We start from the raw sequence: 20,835 nt of genomic DNA, 5'->3' as shown, positions 1-20,835 counted from the left end.
CCGTGACCCCCCGCCCCCCGTCCAGCGGACCGGATCCGAAGAAGACGGCCGAGGAGACGGCCGCCGCGGAGACGAGCACCGCGAAGAGGACAGCCGAGAAGACCCCGGCCGGGAACAGCCCGGCCGGGAACAGCACCGTACGCAAGACCGCCGAGAAGGCGGCGGCGAAGAAGACGGCGGCCAAGAAGGCTGTCGCCAAGAAGGCCGTGGCGAAGAAGACGGTGACCAAGAAGGCCACCGCGCAGACCGCCGCCGCGACGACGGCTCCCGCCAAGAAGGCCACTGCCCGGAAAACCGCTGCCGGGGAGACCCCTGCCAAGAAGACCGCGGTGAAGAAGACCGCTGCCGAGAAGACGGCCGTCAAGAAGGCGGTGGCGAAGAAGACCGTGGCGAAGAAGACCGTCGCGAAGAAGACCGTGGCGAGGGAGGCCATGGGCGGGCCGTCGGCCGGGGAGACCGGCGCCGTCGCGGCGGGCGCGGCCGAGAAGACCGCCGTACGGAAGACCACCGCCGCCGCGAAGAAGACCGCCCCCAGGAAGAGCGCGCCCCGGAAGGCCGCCGAACCGGCGGCCCGGCCGGCCCCCGTGACGGCTCCGGCCCCGGTCGCCGCGCAGGAGACCCCCGCTGAGCCCTCCGTCGAGACCCCCGTCGAGACCCCCGTCGAGGTCGCCGTCTCCCCCGCCGTCGGGGCCGCGGACCGCGAGCGGCTGCTCGACGGCTCGCACCACTCCCCGCACTCCGTGCTCGGCGCCCACCCGGTGCCGGGCGGGGTGGCCTTCCGCGCCTTCCGCCCGTACGCGCTGTCGGTCACCGTCGTCGCCGGGGAGCTGCGGGCGGAGCTGCACGACGACGGCGACGGCTTCTTCTCCGGCCTGCTGCCCCTGTCCGAGGTCCCGGTCTACCGGCTCCTCGTGGCGTACGAGGGCACGGTGCAGGACACCCCGGACGCCTACGGCTTCCTGCCCACGCTCGGCGATCTCGACCTGCACCTGATCGGCGAGGGACGCCACGAGGAGCTGTGGCAGGCCCTCGGCGCGCATCCCATGACCCACCAGGGCGTGGCCGGCACCCGCTTCGCGGTCTGGGCGCCGAACGCGCGCGGCGTGCGCGTGGCCGGCACCTTCAACTTCTGGGACGGCACGGGCCACGCGATGCGCGCGCTGGGCTCGTCCGGCGTCTGGGAGCTGTTCGTGCCCGGCATCGGAGAGGGTGAGCTGTACAAGTTCGAGATCACCCGGCCCGACGGCTCGAAGACGCTGCGCGCCGACCCGCTGGCCCGCCGCACGGAGGTCCCGCCCGCCACCTCCTCGATCGTCACCGCCTCGCACCACGTCTGGCAGGACGCCGAGTGGCTGGAGCGCCGCGCCGAACTCCCCGCGCACAAGGCACCGTTCGCCGTGTACGAGGTCCACCTGCCTTCCTGGCGGCCGGGACTGACGTACCGCCAGCTCGCCGAGCAGCTGCCCCGGTACGTCAAGGACCTCGGGTTCACGCACGTCGAACTGATGCCGGTCGCCGAGCACCCCTTCGGCGGCTCCTGGGGCTACCAGGTCACCGGCTTCTACGCGCCCACCGCCCGGCTGGGCACCCCCGACGACTTCAAGTACCTGGTGGACGCGCTGCACCAGGCCGGTGTCGGCGTCCTGATGGACTGGGTCCCGGCGCACTTCCCGCGGGACGCCTGGGCGCTGGCCGAGTTCGACGGCCGCCCGCTGTACGAGCACCAGGACCCGCTGCGCGCCGCGCACCCCGACTGGGGCACCCTGGAGTTCGACTACGGGCGCAACGAGGTGCGCAACTTCCTGGTCGCCAACGCCGTGTACTGGTGCGAGGAGTTCCACATCGACGGCCTGCGGGTGGACGCGGTCGCCTCCATGCTCTACCTCGACTACTCGCGCGAGCCGGGCCAGTGGACGCCGAACGTGCACGGCGGGCGGGAGAACCTGGACGCGGTGGCGTTCCTGCAGGAGATGAACGCCACCGTGTACCGGCGGGTGCCGGGCGTGGTGACCGTCGCGGAGGAGTCGACGGCGTGGGACGGCGTCACGCGGGCCACCCACCACAAGGGACCGGGCGGCTTCGGCGGGCTCGGTTTCGGCCTGAAGTGGAGCATGGGCTGGATGCACGACTCGCTGGACTACATGAGCCACGACCCGGTCCACCGCAAGTACCACCACGACGAGATGACCTTCTCGATGGTGTACGCCTACAGCGAGAACTACGTCCTGCCCATCTCCCACGACGAGGTGGTCCACGGCAAGGGCTCGCTGGTGTCGAAGATGCCCGGCGACTGGTGGCAGCAGCGGGCCAACCTGCGCGCCTACCTGGGGTTCATGTGGTCCCACCCGGGCAAGCAACTCCTCTTCATGGGGCAGGAGTTCGCCCAGGGCGCCGAGTGGTCCGAGACGCACGGCCCCGACTGGTGGCTGCTCGACCCGGGCTACGGCGCCGAGGCCGACCACCGGGGCGTGCGCGACCTGGTCCGCGACCTCAACGCCGTCTACCGGCACACGCCCGCCCTGTGGCAGTGCGACACCGAACCCGACGGCTTCCAGTGGATCGTCGGGGACGCGGCCGAGGACAACGTCTTCGCGTTCCTGCGGCTGGACGCCGACGGCAGCCCGCTGCTCGCGGTCTCCAACTTCGCCCCCGTCGTACGGACCGGGTACCGCCTCGGCGTACCCGACGACGTCCCCGCCTGGCACGAGGTCCTGAACACCGACGCGGCGAAGTACGGCGGCAGCGACGTCACCAACCCGGACATCGTCAAACCGGAGCCCCAGGGAGCGCACGGCCGCCCGGCCAGTGTCCGGCTGACGCTGCCGCCGCTGGCGACGGTCTGGCTGCGCCCGGCGTAGGCCCGTCCGGCGACCGTTGCCGTCCGGCAGGAGTGCCGAACGGCAACGGTCGCCGCGCCCACGGGTGTTCAGCCGGTGGCCAGCGCCTTCGGCAGCTTTCCGGTGTGCAGTACGCCGAGTCGCTGGGTGGCCCGGGTCAGCGCCACGTACAGGTCGCTCGTGCCGTACCGTCCGGGCTCGACCACCAGCACCGTGTCGAACTCCAGCCCCTTGGCCTGCCTCGGGTCCAGCAGGACGACCGTCCGCGTGAGGTCGGGCTGCGCGCCCGCGGTCACCCCGTCCAGCCGTGCGGCCAGCCTGCGGTGCAGTTCGCGCGGGGCGATGACCGCCAGCCGGCCCTCGGCCGGGGTGAGTTCCCGTACCGCCTCGGCCACGGCGCCGGGCAGGTCGGCGGTGGCGCGGATCCAGGGCCGTACGCCCGTGGACCGCACGGAGCTCGGCGGCGCGAAGTCCGGGTCCTCGGCCCGTACGACGGCCGCCGCCAGTTCCATGATCTCGGCGGGGGTGCGGTAGTTGACGCCCAGGCGGGTGTGCACCCAGCGGTCCTCGACATAGGGCTCGAGGATCTTCGCCCAGGAGCCGACACCGGCCGCCTCCGCGGTCTGCGCCGGGTCGCCCACCAGGGTCATCGAGCGGGTGGGGCAGCGCCGCATCAGCATCCGCCACGCCATGGGCGACAACTCCTGCGCCTCGTCGACGATGATGTGCCCGAACGCCCAGGTGCGGTCGGCCGCCGCGCGCTCGGCGGCGCTGCGGTGGTCGTCCTCCTCGTGCCGTTCGGCGAACCGTTCGGCGTCGATGATGTCGTGCGCGGACAGCACCTCGCTGTCCTCGTCCTCCTTGTCGTCGAACTCGTAGGTGCGGGAGGCGTAGGAGACGTCGAGGACGCCCTGCGCGTAGGCGATCTGCGTCCGGCGCTCGCGGTCCGCGCGCGCCCGGGCCGTGCGGTCGTCCTCGCCGAGGAGTTCGGCCGCCTCGTCCAGCAGCGGCACGTCCGCCACGGTCCACGCCCGCGTCACCGGGCGCCGGACGGCGGCCGCGTCCTCGTCGGGGAGGTAGCCGACGGGGTCGGCGAGGAAGTCCGCGACCAGCCGCTCGGGCGTCAGCAGCGGCCAGAGCTGGTCGATGGCGGCCCACACCTCGGGGTTCTCGGCGAGTTCGTCCCGGATCTGGGTGATGTCGCTCGGGTCGAGGAGGATCGTGCCGTCGTAGGGGTCGGTGCCGATGCGCTCGGCGACCATGTCGGTGAGCGTGTTGAGGATGTGCCCCTCGAAGGTCTCACGGGCGACGTTGTGCGGCAGCCCGGCGGCGCGGGTGCGCTCCCGCGCCACGCGCACCAGGTCGTCGTCGAGCATCAGGATCTCGCGGTCGTGCTCGATCGCGATCACCGGTTCGGGCAGCGCCTGCCAGTCGCGGACGACCTCGGCGAGCACGTCCGCCATGGCGGCGCGCCCCTTGACCGCGGCCGCCTCGCGGGTGTCGGCGGCCGTCGCCTTCACGCCGGGGAACAACTCGCCCACCGTCGACAGCAGCACGCCGGTCTCGCCGAGGGAGGGCAGCACCTCGCCGATGTAGCCGAGGAAGGCCGGGTTCGGGCCGACGATGAGCACGGCGCGCTTGGCCAGCAGTTCCCGGTGTTCGTACAGGAGGTAGGCCGCGCGGTGCAGCGCGACCGCCGTCTTGCCGGTGCCGGGGCCGCCCTCGACGACCAGCACCCCGCGGTGCGGGGCGCGGATGATCCGGTCCTGCTCGGCCTGGATGGTCTGCACGATGTCGCCCATCCGGCCGGTGCGCGCGGAGTTGAGCGCGGCCAGCAGCACGGCGTCGCCGGACGGGTCCTCGTGGCCGGTGCGCGTCTCGTCGCCGAGGTCGAGGATCTCGTCGTGCAGGGCGGTCACCGTGCGGCCGCTGGTGGTGATGTGCCGACGCCTGCGCAGGCCCATCGGGGTGTGGCCGGTGGCCAGGTAGAAGGGGCGGGCGACATCGGCCCGCCAGTCGATGAGGATCGGGGTGCGGTCGGCGTCGTCCGTGCGCAGGCCGACGCGGCCGATGTGGTGGCTGGTGCCCGAGGCGAGGTCGATGCGGCCGAAGCAGAGCGAGCCGTCGACCGCGTTCAGCGCGGCGAGCAGCCCGGATCGCTCGGCGACCAGGATGTCCCGCTCGAGCCGGGCCTGCATCGGCGTGCTGCCCTGGGCGAGCGCGTCGGTGACGGCGGTCTCGGTGTCGCCGCGCAGGGCGTCGACGCGCGCGTACACGCCGTCGATGAATTCCTGTTCACGCCTCAATTCACCGTCATGAAAGTCGGTGTTTGACAATTCCGCTCCCGCCCGGATATACTACGCTCACTAGACTTTCCGCGACCCGAATTCATGAAGTCGCGAATCATTGAATATACGCAAGAAAATCCCCCGAGCGCAATTGCTCGGGGGATTTTTCGTGGCGTCGTCCGGGCCGGTCACACCGGTCACAGCACGTCGGACAGCTCCTCCAGCAGCCGCCGCTTGGGCCGGGCGCCCACCATCGCCTTCACCGGCTCGCCGTCCCGGAAGACCATGAAGGTCGGCATCGACAGCACCTTGTACGCGTTCGTCGTCTCCGGATTGGTGTCCACGTCCAGCTGGACCACCTTCAGCCGCTCGCCCTCCTCGGCCGCGAGGGCGGTGAGCACCGGGCCCATCTGCCGGCACGGCGGGCACCAGTCGGCGGTGAACTCCACCAGCACCGGCATGTCCGCCCCGATCACCTCCGCCGCGAAGTCCGCGTCGGTCACCTCGGTCACTCCGGCCGCCCTGATCACAGTTCCGTCCCTCCCAGTTCGCACAATGGTGGTGGTTCGCCTTCGGCCATGGCCAGCCGCACGCCGATCTTCGCCCGCACGGCCTGCAGCTCCCCGATCAAGGCGTCGAGTTCGTCCAGCTTGCGCCGGTAGACCTCGATCGAGGCGGGACAGGTGTCACCCTCCGGGTGCCCAGCCCGCAGGCACTCCACGAAGGGCCGCGTCTCCTCCAGCTCGAACCCGAAGTCCTGCAGGGTCCTGATCTGCCGGAGCAGCCTAAGATCGCTCTCGTCGTACGTCCGGTACCCGTTGTCGCCGCGCCGCGCGGGCAGCAGCCCGCGCGACTCGTAGTACCGCAGCGTCCGCGTAGTGGTCCCGGCCCGTGCGGCCAGCTCGCCGATTCGCATGCATACGACGGTACGGCTTGACGCCGACGTCAAGGCAACACCGGCCGCACGGCTCCCTCGCCGGCGGCCCGCCTCGCCGGCCGCCTGCGCCGCGTCACCGCTTGTGCGCCGCGGCAGGGCGGCTCGCCCCGTGGGCGGTGGCCGGGTGGTTCGCCCCGTGCGCGGTGGCCGGGTGGAGCGTGCTGTGCGCCGTGGTCGGGTGGAGCGTCGGCGGTTCGCATCCCAGCCAGCACTGCGCCCTCGACCACAGCGGCTCCTCGGCCCGCCGGAACCACGCCCGGGCCGCCTCGGGGCGTCCGGTGAGCAGCAGAAGCAGCGCCGCGATCGGTGCGCGGACCTCCTCGCCCTCCCCGCGCGCCCAGTCGGTGTCGGTGGCGACGAGCCGGGCCTGCGGCCGCGGCCACGGACGGGGCGGGAAGCGCATGGTCCACACACGTTCCGCCGCGTCGCGGGCCGCCGCCGGCGGCATCTCCCGCTCCCGGCCGAGGGCCAGTGCGATGTCCTGGCCGTGGACCAGCAGGTCGAGCAGCGTCTCGTGCGGGGTGGTGCCCGGCGCCGTGCGGCGGGAGCCGACGGCGGAGCGCAGCGCGGCGACGATCTCGCCGACGGGCCGCCGCCCTTCGCGGACCGACACGTCGTGGATCATGCGGTGGGCGTCTCCGTGGGCGCGCAGCAGTTCGCGCAGGACGTCCCGCCCGTGGCTGCGCGGCCCGACGGTCAGATGCGCGGCGACGTCCCGCACCCGCCAGTCGCCGCACAGGGTGGGCGCCTCCCACTCCTCGGGGCTCAGTCCCTCCAGCAGATCGGCCAGGCTCGCCCGCTCCTGGTCGACGTAGCGCCAGAGCTCGTCCCTGTCCAGCACCGTGACCATGGGGATCACCACCCAGTCGACTGGCAAGCTTCGCTCACCAAAGTAGGCAGGGAACCAGGCCGACACCAAGATGCCGGAAAGGTCCTGGAAAAGTACGGAAGGGGTGTTGACGACGGGCGCGAAAAGTGCAAACCCGACCAGGCCGGGGCCGGATCCGGTGCGGCCCTAGACCTGCCCTAGACCAGCACCCCCGCGGACTCCTCCACCTCCAGCAGTGAGGCGCTCTGCCGCTCCCGGTCGAAGGCGGCGCGGCCGCCGCGCAGGCCGAACAGGCGCTTGGTGAGGGCGATGTAGAGGACGGCGAGGATGTTGAGGACCAAGGTGGTGATCTTCAGCCAGCTGACGTGCCCGGTGAGTTCGTAGATCTCCAGCGGCAGGAAGGCGGAGGTGGCGACCACCGTCAGGTACTCCGCCCAGCGTTTGGCGTACCAGAGGCCGACCGCCTCGACGAGTTCGACCACCGCGTACGCCAGCAGCAGCCCGGCCAGCAGCAGGAGGGTGTCGTGCCGGTAGCCGAAGGCCTTCTGGACGGTGCCGACGACGGGCGAGTGGTCCAGGTCGTAGTGGAAGTGCCGGAAGACCGGCCGGAAGACGTCGAGGTACTCGTCGAAGAGCCGGCGCACCGCGTCCTGGCTGTTGCTGAACCGCCACACGGCCACCGCGACCAGCACGATGAACACGCCGCGCACCGCCCGTTCGATCGCCAGGAAACGCAGCACGAACAGGTCCCGCAGCACCTTGCCGCGCGGCACCAGCGGGGCGTCGGCGGCGGGCCCCGAGCCGTGCGGCTCGCCGAGCACGAAGTCGCCGCAGCGCAGACAGCGCCACACCTCGCCGAGCGCCGTCTCGGCGTGCAGCCGCACCCGCAGGCGGGGGTCGTCCGGCGCGTAGGTGACGTGCCCCTTGCGCGCGCACGTCCGCCGGTCCCAGTCGATCGCCATCCCGCGTGCCTCCACAGATACGTGCCGCGCCGGTACATCGCCGGCGCGGCACGCTAGTGGACGACGGTAAGAGATCGGTGAGGATCAGCGGCTCCCGCTGGACTCCCGCACCTTCTCGCTCCTCTTCTCGTCCCCGTCCTTCTTGTCCTCGTCGGACCCGGCCGTCCCCGCGGCCACGGCGGTCCCCTCGCCCCCGGCCGGCCCCGCGGCCTTCCGTCCGCGCGGCAGCAGCACCGCCACGAGCACCGTGCCGACGCCGAGGATCACCGCCCCGGTCAGGCTGGTGCGGGCGACCGCGTCGGCGAAGGCCGAGCCGACCGCGTCCGCCAGCTGCCGGGCGCCCTCGGCGAGCTGCCCGGCCTGGGCCTTCAGGCCGGCGGCCTGCTGCGGGTCGGTCGCCTGCTGGGCCTGCGCGGCGGCCTGCCTCGCCTTCTCGCCGATGCCGCGCGCGACCGCGTACCCGGCGCCGACCGAGTCCTGCGCGGTGGCCAGACCTGAGGCGGGCAGCCGGCTGCCGGCGGTGGCGTCGGCGAGGCGGTCCGAGTACGACGTCGCCAGCAGCGAACCGAGGATCGCGATGCCGAGCGAGCCGCCGAGCTCCAGCGAGGTGTCGTTCACCGCGCCGCCGACGCCCAGGTCGGACTCCGGGAACACCCCCATGATCGCGTCCGTGCAGGGCGAGAGCGCGAGCCCGATGGCCAGCCCCAGGACGACGAGGGGGACGACGAGATCGCCGTACGACGAACCGGCGTCGATCCGGGTGAGCAGCGCGAGGGCGGTCGTGCCGCCGACCATGCCCGCGGTGACCGTCCACTTCATGCCGACCCGCGGGGTGAGCAGACCGGTCAGGCCGGCGCCGACGAAGACGGCGCCGGCGAGGGGCAGCATGCGCAGGCCGGTCTCCAGGGCGTCGTAGCCGAGGACGAACTGCAGGTACTGGGTGAGGTAGTAGAAGGCGCCGAAGACGGCCAGGAAGAACAGGGCCACGGCGAGGTTGGCGCCGGCGAAGGAGCGGTGCGCGAAGCGGCGTACGTCGATCAGCGGGCGCGGGTGGCGCAGCTCCCACAGCACGAAGGCCACCAGGCCGGCGACCGCGACGGCCGCGGCCGTGACCGCCTTCACGCCCCAGCCGAAGTGCGGGCCCTCGATGATCATGTAGACCAGCGAGCCGATCCACAGCACGGACAGCAGGCCGCCGACATGGTCGATGCGCTCGTGGTGGGCGGCCCTGGACGGCGGCACGAGGACGAAGCAGGCGAGCAGGGCGACGGCGGCCACGGGGACGTTGATCAGGAACGTCGAGGACCAGCCGTGGCGCTCCAGCAGCGCGCCGGCGACGACCGGGCCGGCCGCGATCGCCAGGCCGGCGGTGGCGGTCCACGCGGTGATCGCCCTGGCCCGCTCGGCCCGCGGGAAGGTCGCGGCGAGCAGGGAGAGCGTGGCGGGCATGATCAGCGCGGCGCCGGCTCCCATCACGGCGCGCGCCGCGATGACCGTCGCGGCGCTGTCGGCGAGGTAGCCGAAGACCGCACCGGCCCCGAACACCGTGAGCCCGGCGGCGAGCGCGCCGCGGCGGCTGTACTTGTCGCCGATCGCGCCGAGCAGCAGCATCAGCGCGGCGTACGGCACGGTGTAGCCGTCGATCACCCACTGCAGGTCGGCGCTGGACAGGCCCAGGTCCTGGGTCATGTCGGGCGCCGCGACGGTGAGGGCGGTGTTGGCCATCACGATGATCAGCAGGCTCAGGCAGAGCACCAGGAGCGCCCACCAGCGCCGGGCGTAGGGGCGGTCCATCCTTTCGACCGGTTCGTTCATGACGAGTCGCATGGGCGGGAGCGCCTTCCTCGGACGACGGGACTTCGGGAGTTCAGGACTTCGGGAGTTCAGGACTTCACTTCGACACGACTTGCACAGTCGCGTGCAGTTGCACAACGATGTGCAATGTACGTCGCCTGCACATCGCTGTGCAAATGGAGTGGGTGAAGCCATGGTGAAGCCCACACGGGGGAAGGGCCGGTCCGTCCGGGTGCGCCAGGCACAATGGCGGTCATGACCACGGGTAACACCAGCCGCGCCGACGCGAACCGCCGCCGCATCCTCGACGTCGCCCTCGCCGAGCTGCTGCGCGACCCCGACGCGTCCATGGACCAGATCGCGCGCGCGGCGGGCGTCGTACGACGGACCGTGTACGGGCACTTCCCGAGTCGTGAGGCGCTGGTCGACACCATCATCGACGGGGCCGTGGAGGCGGTGGCCGTCGCGCAGGAGGCCGCCCGCGCGGGGGTGCGCGACCCCGCCGAGGCCGTGGCGCGTTCGGTCCTCGCGATCTGGGAGATCGCCGACCGCTACCGGCTGCTCGTGGCCCTCGCCCAGCGCACGGTCACCGTGCGGAGCATCCGCGAGCGCCTCGCGCCCGTCCGGGAAAGCGCCGTGGAACTGCTTCAACAGGGTCTGGAATCAGGGGAGTTCAGCTCCCCGCTGCCCGCGCCGGCGCTCGCCTTCGTGCATGAGCAGATCCTGTTCGCGCTGATGGAGGCGGTGAACGAGGACCTGCTGGAATCGCCGAAGGCGGGCCGCTCCGCCGCGGTCACCGTACTGACCGCGGCGGGCGTGCCCGCCGGCGAGGCCACCGGACTGGTGGCGAAACTGAGCGGTTGACGCGAGGGATCGGGGCGAGGGACCGGGGCGAGGGACCGGGGCGAGGGACCGGGCGGCTGAGCGACGGGGGGAACACCCAGCCGCCCGGAGTGCGGGAGACCTGGACGACAGGGGGCTACGCCCGGACGAGTTCCTTCTCGCTGCCCTGCCCTGGCACCGCGGGGCGCTCGGCCTGGTCCTCGTCGAGGAGTGTCGTCTCGTCGAAGGGCAGTTCGCCGGCGAGGACCCGCCGGACGCGGTCCTTGTCGATCTCCTTCGTCCAGGTGCCGATGAGGACGGTGGCGACGGAGTTGCCCGCGAAGTTCGTCAGGGCGCGGGCCTCGCTCATGAACCGGTCGATGCCGACGATCAGGCCGACGCCGTCCACCAGCGCGGGCTTGTGCGACTGCAGACCGCCGGCCAGGGTCGCCAGACCGGCGCCGCTGACGCCGGCCGCGCCCTTGGACGCCAGCAGCAGGAACAGCAGCAGCGGGATCTGCTCGCCGAGGGACATCGGGGTGCCCAGGGCGTCGGCGATGTAGAGCGACGCCATGGTCATGTAGATCATCGTGCCGTCGAGGTTGAAGGAGTAGCCGGTCGGGACGGTGATGCCGACCACGGCCTTGCTGACGCCCAGGTGCTCCATCTTCGCGATGAGCCGCGGCAGCGCGGACTCGGAGGAGGAGGTGGACAGGATCAGCAGGAACTCCCGCGCCAGGTACTTGAACAGGGTGAGGATGTTCAGCCCGGCGAGCACCCGCAGCAGCACGCCGAGGACGAGGAAGACGAACAGCACGCAGGTGACGTAGAAGCCGAGCATCAGCACCGCGAGGCTCTTGAGGGCGTCGACGCCGGAGGAGCCGACGACCGCGGCTATGGCTCCGAAGGCGCCGACCGGGGCGGCCCACATCACCATCGCGAGGATGCGGAAGACCAGCCGCTGGATGTGCTCCACACCGCGCAGCACCGGCTGCCCGGCCGGGCCCATGGCCTGCAGCGCGAACCCGGCGAGCAGCGCCACGAGCAGCGTCTGCAGCACCTGGCCCTCGGTGAACGCGGACACGAAGGTCACCGGGATGATCGACAGCACGAAGTCGACCGGCGGCAGCGCGTCGGCGGAGACCTGGTCGTGGCCGGTCGCCTTGACCGCCTCGGTCAGGTGCAGCCCGTCACCGGGGTGCAGGACGTTGCCGACCAGCAGTCCGATGCTCAGCGCGACCAGCGACATCACCAGGAAGTAGCCGAGCGCGATGCCGCCGACGGCGCCGACCTTGGCGGCCTTGCGGACCGACCCGATGCCGAGCACGATCGTGCAGAAGATGATCGGCGAGATCATCATCTTGATCAGGTTCACGAAGCCGGTGCCGAGCGGCTTCAGCTCGACGCCCGCGTCGGGCCAGATGAGTCCCACGGCGATCCCGAGCGCCACCGCGGCGATGACCGCGATGTACAGATAATGGGTGCGGTCCCGCTTGGCGGCGGGTGCGGCAGGTGCCGTATCGGGAGTGCTGGCGGCCACGGCTGCCCTCCTTGACGTCTTCGTCGGTCACACCGGCGTGCGGCTCACGTCCGGGGGTTGTGGGGGATTGCCGTGACTATCTCCCGGCCTGTGGGGCCGGTCACGCTTGCGTTCATTTAGTTCACGCCCGGCGTGCGGGGCACACTGGCCGCATGCGCCTTCCCGTCCCGAGACCCCGCAGCCTGGCGGGGCAGCTCTTCGCCATGCAGGCCGTGCTGATAGCGGTCGTCGTCGCCGGGTACGCGCTGTTCACCTACATCAGCGACCAGCGGCAGGCCGAGGAGGCGGCCGGCCGGCAGGCCATGGCGGTGACCCGCGCGGTGGCGGACTCCCCGTCGGTGAGGGCGGCGATCCGCACCTCCGACCCCAGCGCCCGCCTCCAGCCGTACGCGCTGCGGGTGATGCGCGACTCGGACGTCGACTTCGTCACGATCATGGACCCGCGGGGGATCCGCTGGACGCACCCCCGCGCGGACCAGATCGGCAAGCACTTCCGCGGCACCATCGACCGGGCGCTGAAGGGCGAGTCCTTCACCGAGACCTACACGGGCACGCTCGGCCCGTCGGTGCGGGCCGTCACCCCGGTCGTCGGCGACGACCGCCGCATCGTCGGCCTGGTCAGCGCGGGCATCAAGGTGGACGCGATCAGCAAGCGGGCGCAGGGCCAGGTGTCGGCGCTGCTCGGCGTGGCGGCGGGAGCCCTCGCCCTCGGCGCGGTCGGCACGTACGTCGTCAACGCCCGGCTGCGCCGTCACACTCACGGCATGAACGCGACCGAGCTGAGCCGGATGCACGACTACCACCAGGCCGCCCTGCACGCGGTGCGTGAGGGGCTGCTGATGCTGGACGGGCAGTACCGGGTGGCGCTGATCAACGACGGCGGGCGGGAGTTGCTGGGGGTGGGGCCGGACGTGGTGGGCAGTTCGGTGGCCGAACTCGGGCTGCCGGCCCCGCTCACCGGGGCGCTGCTGGCCTCCGAACCCCGGGTGGACGAGGTGCACCTGACCGCCTCGCGGGTCCTGGTGGTCAACACCTCGCCGGTGTCGGGCGGAGAGCGCCGGGGCACCGTGGTCACCCTGCGGGACGTGACCGAACTACAGTCCCTGATGGGCGAGTTGGACTCCGAGCGGGGCTTCACACAGGCGCTGCGCTCGCAGGCGCACGAGGCGGCGAACCGGCTGCACACGGTGGTGTCGCTGATCGAACTCGGCCGGGCGGACGAGGCGGTCGAGTTCGCGACGGCGGAACTGGAACTCGCCCAGGCGCTCACCGACCAGGTGGTCGCGGCGGTCGGCGAACCGGTGCTCGCGGCCCTGCTCCTGGGCAAGACGGCGCAGGCGAACGAGCGGGGCGTGGAGCTGGTGGTGTCGCCGGAGAGCCGCCTGGACGACGGGCTGCTGCCGGAGAGCCTGCCGGCCCGGGACCTGGTGACCATCCTGGGCAACCTGGTCGACAACGCCGTGGACGCGGCGCAGGGCAGCCTGCGGGCCCGGGTGACGGTGACGGCGTACACGGACGGGGGCGAGCTGGTGCTGCGGGTGTCCGACACGGGCCGCGGCGTGCAGCCGGACCACGCGGAGCTGGTGTTCCGGCGCGGGTTCTCCACCAAGCCGGCCGGACCCGGCGGGCGCGGCCTGGGGCTGGCGCTCGTCCGGCAGGCCGTGCTCCGGCACGCGGGCGCCCTGACCGTGGCGGACGCGGACGGGGGCGGGGCCGAGTTCGAGGTGCGGCTGCCGCTGAGCGAGCAGGGCGCCGTGGTCACCGGGAGCGGCGCATGACGGGCGACCGGCCCATCCGCGTCCTGGTGGTGGAGGACGACCCGGTGGCCGCCGACGCGCACGTCATGTACGTCGGCCGGGTGCCGGGCTTCGTGGCGGTCGGCAAGGCGCGCACGGGGGCCGAGGCGCGGCGCGTCCTGGACCGCACGCCCGTCGACCTGCTCCTGCTGGACCTGCACCTGCCCGACGTGCACGGCCTGCAGCTGGCCCGCTCGCTGCGGGCGGCCGGGCACCACGCGGACGTCATAGCGGTGACGTCGGCGCGGGATCTGGCGGTGGTGCGGGAGGGGGTGTCGCTGGGCGTGGTGCAGTACGTGCTGAAGCCGTTCACCTTCGCGACCCTGCGGGACCGGCTGGTGCGGTACGCCGAGTTCCACGCGGCGGTGGGCGAGGCGAGCGGGCAGGACGAGGTGGACCGGGCGCTCGCCACGCTGCGGGCGCCCTCGCCGGCGGCGCTGCCGAAGGGACTGAGCGCCCCGACGCTGGAACGCGTGACCGTGGCACTGCGCGACCACACCGAGGGCCTGACGGCCGCCCAGGTGGCGGAGACGGTGGGCATCTCCCGGATCACCGCCCGCCGCTACCTGGAACACCTGGTGGACACGGGGAGGGCGGCACGGAACCCGCAGTACGGAACGGTGGGCCGACCAGAACTGCGCTACCGCTGGGTGAAAGCACCGTAGCCGAAGAACCCCCAGGAACCACCCCGGCCCGCCCGGCAGTCCGGCCCGCCCGACGCGGTCGGGGAGGGAGCGGCGGCTGAGGGGGTGCGGCGGGTGGCGGGTGACGGGTGACGGGGGCCACGAGACAGCGAGGCCGCAGGCCGCCAGGCCGCAGGCCGCAGGCCGCAGGCCGCAGGCCGCAGGCCGCAGGCCGCAGGCCGCAGGCCGGAAGGCCGCAGGCCGCAGGCCGCAGGCCGGAAGGCCGCAGGCCGCAGGCCGCAGGCCGCAGGCCGCAGGCCGCAGGCCGGAAGGCCGCAGGCCGCAGGCCGCCAGGCCGCAGGCCGCAGGCCGCAGGCCGGAAGGCCGCAGGCCGCAGGCCGCCAGGCCGCAGGCCGCAGGCCGCAGGCCGCAGGCCGGAAGGCCGCCAGGCCGCGGAGGCCGCGGAAGGCACCGGCCGGGGCCGCAGGGCGCAGGGTGGTTGTGGGGGCGTGGGGGTGTGGATCGCGCCGGTGGTTACCCTTCCGTAGGGGGGTTGGGGGCGGTCGTGGTGGTGGCGGGCGGGGTGGGGGGTTCGGCGTCGGCGGTGAGCGGCATATGCCCGCTCACCTTGCCCTTCGGCGCGTGCCCGACGCGTCTGCCGCGCTCGGTCGCCGCGCCGCCGCCCCGCCGGGTCAAACAGGCGTTCCCCGGCCGGCCGCCCCCGCGGCCGGAACCGTAGATTCCTACGATCTGTGATCCTGGCCGAACAGAACGTAGTCATCGCGGGTCCAGGGCCCTACGTTGAGGGCCGTGCGCCAACCACCCCCCGCTCAGCCGAACCGGCCCGCCGCCCCGAATCCACCCAATCCCCCCTTCGACGCCCACGCCGCCCGCCGTCTGCGCGCCGCCCTGAACATGGGGCCCGAGCACGTCGCCTTCGGGCTGCGCGCCTCCTACGGACTGCCCTACGTCACCCCGGACCTCGTCCTCGCCTGGGAGCACGAGCTGACCGCCCCCACCGGCCCCGAACTCACCGCGCTGGCCGGAGTCCTGTGGTGTTCGCCGGACGAACTCCTCGGCAGACCCCGCACGTTGCGCGAGCACCGCATCGCCCGCGGACTCGCCCCGGAGGACGTCGCCCACAGCGTCGGCCTCGAACTCCTCGCCTATCTGCACATGGAGGAGCACGACTGCTGGCGCGGCAGCGACCGCCAGTCGGCCGCGCTCGCCGACCTGCTCGGTCTCTCGCTGCCGGACTTCATCTCGGTCACGGGACGCGACGAGAAACTCGCCCAACTGCTGCGCAACGCCGTGACCTCGCGCTGGCAGGCGTACGTCCGCCCGGTGGGCAGGACGGTGCCCCTGGACCGGCGCCTGCTCGCGGACGCCCTGCAGGAACTGCACCAGGACTACCAGCGGCAGACGACCGCCGCCCCGAGCCGGGGCGGCGGCGACGCGGGCCGGGAGTTCCTGCGCCGGATCGTCGACCACTTCTGGGCGGCGATCCAGGACAACACCGTCTGAGCCGGACCCGGTGGTGCCGGAACGCCGGGTTCGGGACCGTCCAGAACAGCCCAGAACCGTCCGGAGCGGTCTAGAAGACCGACTCCGCCTCGTCCATCCGGTCCTTCGGCACGGTCTTCAGCTCGGTGACCGCGTCCGCCAGCGGCACCATCACGATGTCGTTGCCGCGCAGCGCGGTCATCCGGCCGAACTCGCCGCGGTGCGCGGCCTCGACGGCGTGCCAGCCGAAGCGGGTGGCGAGGACGCGGTCGTAGGCCGTCGGCACGCCGCCGCGCTGGACGTGGCCCAGGATGACCGGCTTGGCCTCCTTGCCGAGGCGGCGCTCCAACTCGTAGGCCAGGGCGGTGCCTATGCCCTGGAAGCGCTCGTGGCCGAACTTGTCGATCTCGCCCTTGCCGTAGTCCATGCTGCCCTCGGCGGGGTGGGCGCCCTCGGCTACGCAGATCACGGCGAACTTCTTGCCCCGCGAGAAGCGCTCCTCGACCATCTTCACCAGGTCGGCCGGGTCGAAGGCCCGCTCGGGCAGGCAGATGCCGTGCGCGCCGGCCGCCATGCCGGACTCCAGGGCGATCCAGCCGGCGTGCCGGCCCATCACCTCGACGACCATCACGCGCTGGTGCGACTCGGCGGTCGTCTTCAGGCGGTCCATCGCCTCGGTGGCGACCCCGACGGCGGTGTCGAAGCCGAACGTGCGGTCGGTGGAGGAGATGTCGTTGTCGATCGTCTTGGGGACGCCGACCACCGGCAGCCCCGCGTCCGACAGCATGCGCGCCGCCGTCAGGGTGCCTTCGCCGCCGATCGGGATCAGCGCGTCGATGCCGAACTCGCGGACGATGTCGGAGGCGTTCTCGCAGGCCTCGCGCAGCCGGTCACGCTCCAGCCGCGAGGAGCCGAGGATGGTGCCGCCGCGGGCCAGGATGCCGCTGACCGCGTTGAGGTCGAGGCCGCGGTAGCGGCCGTCGAGCAGGCCCGCGTAGCCGTCCACGAAGCCGATGACCTCGTCGCCGTACGCCGTCACCGCTCGGTGCACGACCGACCGGATCACGGCGTTCAGGCCAGGGCAGTCGCCGCCTGCGGTGAGAACTCCGATGCGCATCGTGCTGTGTCTCCTGCTCGCTTCTGGTTGCCGATGAGCCGGATTGCTGGTTCCGGTGAGCCAGTTCGATTGTTCCATGCCGCACAAGGCCGTAGTGCTTCCGTCCGGTCCCTCCCGGACGGAAGGCGTGTGGGCCATTGGTCCCGATCTTGCTGCGGAACGGTGACACGGCCAGGGGCGGAGGTACTGTCAAGAGGGCTGCGCTCACCCCGGTGGGCGATTTCCGCACCGCGTGCGCACCCCGCCTCCTGCCCGGACGACGCCGGGCCCCGAGACCCCGGGGCCTCCGAAACCCCCGAGAGACGAACGGAGAGCACGCGTGACGCGCAGCGTGTACGTGACCGGTATCGACCGCGGCGACGGCCGCCAGGTCGTGGAGCTGGGCGTGATGGAGCTCCTGACCCGGCAGGTCGACCGGGTCGGCGTGTTCCGGCCGCTCGTCCACCACAGCCCCGACCGCCTCTTCGAGCTCCTGCGGGCCCGGTACCGGCTGGTCCAGGACCCGGCCACCGTCTACGGCATGGACTACCAGGAGGCGTCCGCCCTGCAGGCCGAGCAGGGCACCGACGAGCTGGTGTCGACCCTGGTCGACCGGTTCCACCGGGTCGCGCGCGACTACGACGTCGTCCTCGTCCTCGGCACCGACTTCGCCGACACCCAGCTGCCGGACGAACTGTCGCTGAACGCCCGCCTCGCCAACGAGTTCGGCGCGTCCGTGATCCCGGTGGTGGGCGGCCGCAGGCAGACCGCCGAGTCGGTGCGCGCCGAGACGCGCAACGCCTACCGGGCGTACCACGGGCTGGGCTGCGACGTCCTCGCCATGGTCGTCAACCGGGTCGACCGCCAGGACCGTGAGGTGATCGCCGAGCGGCTGGAGGCCCGGCTGCCCGTGCCCTGCTACGTCCTGCCCGACGAGCCGGCCCTCTCCGCGCCGACCGTCGCGCAGATCGCCCAGGCGCTGGACGCCAGGATCGTGCTGGGCGACGACTCCGGGCTCGCCCGGGACGCCCTCGACTTCGTCTTCGGCGGCGCGATGCTGCCGAAGTTCCTCGACGCCCTGACGCCCGGCTGCCTGGTCGTCACCCCCGGTGACCGCGCCGACCTGGTGGTCGGCTCGTTCGCCGCGCACAGCGCCGGCACCCCGCCGATCGCCGGTGTGCTGCTGACCCTGGGCGAGGCCCCCGGCGAGGACGTGCTCACCCTGGCCTCCCGGCTGGCCCCGGGCACCCCGGTGCTCTCGGTGCCCGGCATGAGCTTCCCCACCGCCGAGCAGCTGTTCGCCCTGGAGGGCAAGCTGAACGCGGCGACCCCGCGCAAGGCGGAGATGGCGCTCGGCGTCTTCGAGCGCTACGTCGACACCGCCGCCCTGCTCGGGCGGGTGTCCGCGCCCACCACCGACCGCGTCACGCCCATGATGTTCGAGCACCAGCTGCTGGAGCAGGCACGCTCCGACCGGCGCCGCGTCGTCCTGCCCGAGGGCACCGAGGAGCGCGTCCTGCACGCCGCCGAGGTGCTGCTGCGCCGCGGGGTGTGCGACCTCGTCCTGCTCGGCCCGGTCGAGCAGATCCGCAAGAAGGCCGCCGACCTGGGCATCGACCTGGGCGAGGCGCAGCTGATCGACCCGGCCACCTCCGAGCTGCGGGACACCTTCGCCGAGAAGTACGCGCGGCTGCGCGCCCACAAGGGCGTCACGGTGGAGCTGGCGTACGACGTCGTCTCGGACGCCAACTACTTCGGCACGCTGATGGTCGAGCAGGGGCTCGCCGACGGCATGGTGTCCGGTTCGGTGCACTCCACGGCCGCGACCATCCGGCCCGCGTTCGAGATCATCAAGACCAAGCCGGACACCAAGATCGTCAGCTCGGTCTTCTTCATGTGCCTCTCCGACAAGGTGCTGGTCTACGGCGACTGCGCGGTGAACCCCGACCCGGACGCGACGCAGCTCGCCGACATCGCCGTGCAGTCGGCGGCCACCGCCGAGCAGTTCGGGGTGGAACCGCGGATCGCGATGCTGTCGTACTCCACCGGCACCTCCGGCTTCGGCGCCGACGTCGACAAGGTGCGCGAGGCGACGGAGCTGGTGCGTTCGCGGCGGCCGGACCTGAAGGTCGAGGGGCCGATCCAGTACGACGCCGCCGTCGAGCCGACGGTCGCGGCGACGAAGCTGCCGGGGTCCGAGGTGGCCGGGCAGGCGAGCGTCCTGATCTTCCCCGACCTCAACACCGGGAACAACACCTACAAGGCCGTGCAGCGCTCGGCCGGGGCGATCGCGGTCGGACCGGTGCTCCAGGGGCTGCGCAAGCCGGTCAACGACCTGTCCCGGGGCGCCCTCGTCCAGGACATCGTGAACACGGTCGCCATCACGGCGATCCAGGCCCAGTCCCCGACCGAGAAGGTTCCCGCCCCGTGACCTCCCACCCGTCGCCCAGCGCCGCCCGGCCCGGCGATCCGCGCCCGGCGCCCCCCGCCCGCGTCCTCGTCCTCAACTCCGGCTCCTCCTCGGTGAAGTACCAGCTTCTCGACATGCGCGAGGGCTGCCGGCTGGCGGTGGGGCTCGTCGAGCGGATCGGCGAGCAGACCTCGCGGCTGCGGCACACTCCGTCGGCCACCGGCGTGACCCGGGAACACGACGGGCCCATCGCCGACCACGACGCCGCGCTGAAGGCCGTCGCCGACGAGCTGGCCAGGGACGGGCTCGGGCTCGACTCGCCCGAACTCGCCGCCATCGGGCACCGGGTGGTGCACGGCGGCATGCACTTCACCGAGCCGACCGTGATCGACGACACCGTGCTCGACGAGATCGAGCGGCTGATCCCGGTGGCCCCGCTGCACAACCCGGCCAACCTCACCGGCATCCGCACCGCGCGGGCGCTGCGCCCCGACCTGCCCCAGGTCGCCGTCTTCGACACCGCGTTCCACACCACGATGCCGGAGTCGGCCGCCCGGTACGCGATCGACGTGGCCACGGCCGACGCCCACCGCATCCGGCGCTACGGATTCCACGGGACCTCGCACGCCTACGTGTCCCGGGCGACGGCGAAGCTGCTGGGCAGGGCGCCCGAGGACGTCAACCTGATCGTGCTGCACCTGGGCAACGGCGCGTCCGCGTCGGCCGTGCGGGCGGGGAAGTGCGTGGACACCTCCATGGGACTGACGCCTTTGGAGGGACTGGTGATGGGTACGCGGTCCGGGGACCTGGACCCGGCCGTCATCTTCCATTTGATGCGTGTAGGGGGAATGTCCACCGACGAGATCGACACTCTTCTCAACAAGAGGAGCGGACTGATCGGGCTGTGCGGTGACAACGACATGCGGGAGATCCGACGGCGTATCGGTGAAGGTGACGAACAGGCGCAGCTCGCGTTCGACATCTACATTCACCGTTTGAAGAAGTACATAGGCGCCTATTACGCGGTGCTCGGACGGGTGGACGCGGTCGCCTTCACCGCCGGGGTGGGCGAGAACGCGGCATCGGTGCGGGAGGCCGCCGTGGCGGGCCTGGAGGAGCTGGGCCTGGCGGTCGACGCCGCGCTGAACGCGGCGCCGGGCGACGGGCCGCGGCTGATCTCGCCCGCGCACGCGCGTGTGGCCGTCGCCGTGGTGCCGACGGACGAGGAACTGGAGATCGCGACACAGACCTACGCACTGGTCGGAAAGAACCGCTGGACAACAGAACCGCCGGACAACAGCCGAGGAATACACGTCGGTAACACGCCTGAGCGCGGCCCCGCCCATTTGCATCTTCCGCCAGACGGAATATTCCGCGGCGAAACAAACCGATAGGATC

The 20,835-nt window shown here is 72.3% G+C and carries 15 protein-coding genes; 7 read left to right on the top strand and 8 right to left on the bottom strand.

The window, feature by feature from the left end:
- Window positions 1-2 precede the first annotated feature (2 nt).
- Window positions 3-2,858, top strand: a complete 2,856-nt coding sequence (gene glgB, locus ACH4ZX_RS21340) for a 1,4-alpha-glucan branching enzyme (RefSeq protein WP_398274833.1) — start codon at window positions 3-5, stop codon at window positions 2,856-2,858.
- Between the two features lie 68 nt (window positions 2,859-2,926).
- Here the strand turns inward: glgB and ACH4ZX_RS21335 are convergent, their stop codons facing one another.
- The 6 genes from ACH4ZX_RS21335 to ACH4ZX_RS21310 form a co-directional block, all read right to left on the bottom strand.
- Window positions 2,927-5,191: a HelD family protein gene (locus ACH4ZX_RS21335; RefSeq protein ID WP_398275115.1), complete on the bottom strand. Its 2,265-nt coding sequence runs from the start codon at window positions 5,189-5,191 to the stop codon at window positions 2,927-2,929.
- Between the two features lie 131 nt (window positions 5,192-5,322).
- A complete protein-coding gene (locus ACH4ZX_RS21330; RefSeq protein WP_398274831.1) occupies window positions 5,323-5,637 on the bottom strand; it encodes a thioredoxin family protein in 315 nt (104 codons plus the stop codon).
- Window positions 5,638-5,651: 14 nt separating this feature from the next.
- Complete coding sequence (locus tag ACH4ZX_RS21325) at window positions 5,652-6,041, bottom strand: MerR family transcriptional regulator (RefSeq protein ID WP_324784754.1); 390 nt, start codon at window positions 6,039-6,041, stop codon at window positions 5,652-5,654.
- 94 nt (window positions 6,042-6,135) lie between these two features.
- Entirely contained in the window at window positions 6,136-6,939 is an 804-nt protein-coding gene (locus ACH4ZX_RS21320; protein ID WP_398274827.1) for a maleylpyruvate isomerase family mycothiol-dependent enzyme, read from the bottom strand.
- A 149-nt stretch (window positions 6,940-7,088) separates the two neighbouring features.
- A complete protein-coding gene (locus ACH4ZX_RS21315) occupies window positions 7,089-7,853 on the bottom strand; it encodes a DUF2127 domain-containing protein (protein WP_398274824.1) in 765 nt (254 codons plus the stop codon).
- An 84-nt stretch (window positions 7,854-7,937) separates the two neighbouring features.
- Window positions 7,938-9,680: an MFS transporter gene (locus tag ACH4ZX_RS21310; RefSeq protein WP_398274822.1), complete on the bottom strand. Its 1,743-nt coding sequence runs from the start codon at window positions 9,678-9,680 to the stop codon at window positions 7,938-7,940.
- A 213-nt stretch (window positions 9,681-9,893) separates the two neighbouring features.
- Between ACH4ZX_RS21310 and ACH4ZX_RS21305 the strand changes: the two genes are divergently transcribed.
- The gene (locus ACH4ZX_RS21305) at window positions 9,894-10,511 is read left to right on the top strand and encodes a TetR/AcrR family transcriptional regulator (protein WP_398274819.1); all 618 of its coding nucleotides are present in this window, start codon (window positions 9,894-9,896) and stop codon (window positions 10,509-10,511) included.
- Window positions 10,512-10,626: 115 nt separating this feature from the next.
- On the opposite strand, the gene ACH4ZX_RS21300 is transcribed toward ACH4ZX_RS21305, so the two are convergent.
- Window positions 10,627-12,009 carry a cation:dicarboxylate symporter family transporter gene (locus ACH4ZX_RS21300; protein WP_398274816.1) on the bottom strand — a complete coding sequence of 461 codons (1,383 nt, stop codon included), beginning with the start codon at window positions 12,007-12,009 and terminating at the stop codon, window positions 10,627-10,629.
- 152 nt (window positions 12,010-12,161) lie between these two features.
- On the opposite strand from ACH4ZX_RS21300, the gene ACH4ZX_RS21295 reads away from it, so the two are divergent.
- The 3 genes from ACH4ZX_RS21295 (at window position 12,162) to ACH4ZX_RS21285 (ending at window position 15,952) form a co-directional block, all read left to right on the top strand.
- Entirely contained in the window at window positions 12,162-13,787 is a 1,626-nt protein-coding gene (locus ACH4ZX_RS21295; protein ID WP_398274813.1) for an ATP-binding protein, read from the top strand.
- Window positions 13,784-14,470, top strand: coding sequence for a response regulator (locus tag ACH4ZX_RS21290; protein ID WP_398274811.1), 687 nt, complete (start codon window positions 13,784-13,786; stop codon window positions 14,468-14,470). Before ACH4ZX_RS21295 ends, ACH4ZX_RS21290 begins: the two co-directional genes overlap by 4 nt.
- 768 nt (window positions 14,471-15,238) lie before the next feature.
- Complete coding sequence (locus ACH4ZX_RS21285) at window positions 15,239-15,952, top strand: XRE family transcriptional regulator (protein ID WP_398274808.1); 714 nt, start codon at window positions 15,239-15,241, stop codon at window positions 15,950-15,952.
- Between the two features lie 70 nt (window positions 15,953-16,022).
- On the opposite strand, the gene ACH4ZX_RS21280 is transcribed toward ACH4ZX_RS21285, so the two are convergent.
- Complete coding sequence (locus ACH4ZX_RS21280) at window positions 16,023-17,048, bottom strand: ATP-dependent 6-phosphofructokinase (RefSeq protein ID WP_398274805.1); 1,026 nt, start codon at window positions 17,046-17,048, stop codon at window positions 16,023-16,025.
- Window positions 17,049-17,367: 319 nt separating this feature from the next.
- On the opposite strand from ACH4ZX_RS21280, the gene pta reads away from it, so the two are divergent.
- Window positions 17,368-19,458: a phosphate acetyltransferase gene (pta, locus tag ACH4ZX_RS21275; protein WP_398274803.1), complete on the top strand. Its 2,091-nt coding sequence runs from the start codon at window positions 17,368-17,370 to the stop codon at window positions 19,456-19,458.
- Window positions 19,455-20,831: an acetate kinase gene (locus ACH4ZX_RS21270; protein ID WP_398274800.1), complete on the top strand. Its 1,377-nt coding sequence runs from the start codon at window positions 19,455-19,457 to the stop codon at window positions 20,829-20,831. Before pta ends, ACH4ZX_RS21270 begins: the two co-directional genes overlap by 4 nt.
- The last annotated feature ends 4 nt before the right edge of the window (window positions 20,832-20,835 follow it).

This window comes from Streptomyces sp. NPDC020490 (genome assembly GCF_044335305.1).
GTDB lineage: Bacteria > Actinomycetota > Actinomycetes > Streptomycetales > Streptomycetaceae > Streptomyces.
The sequence above is the reverse complement of the archived record's forward strand: the minus strand, read 5'-3'. Positions and strand labels throughout refer to the sequence as shown.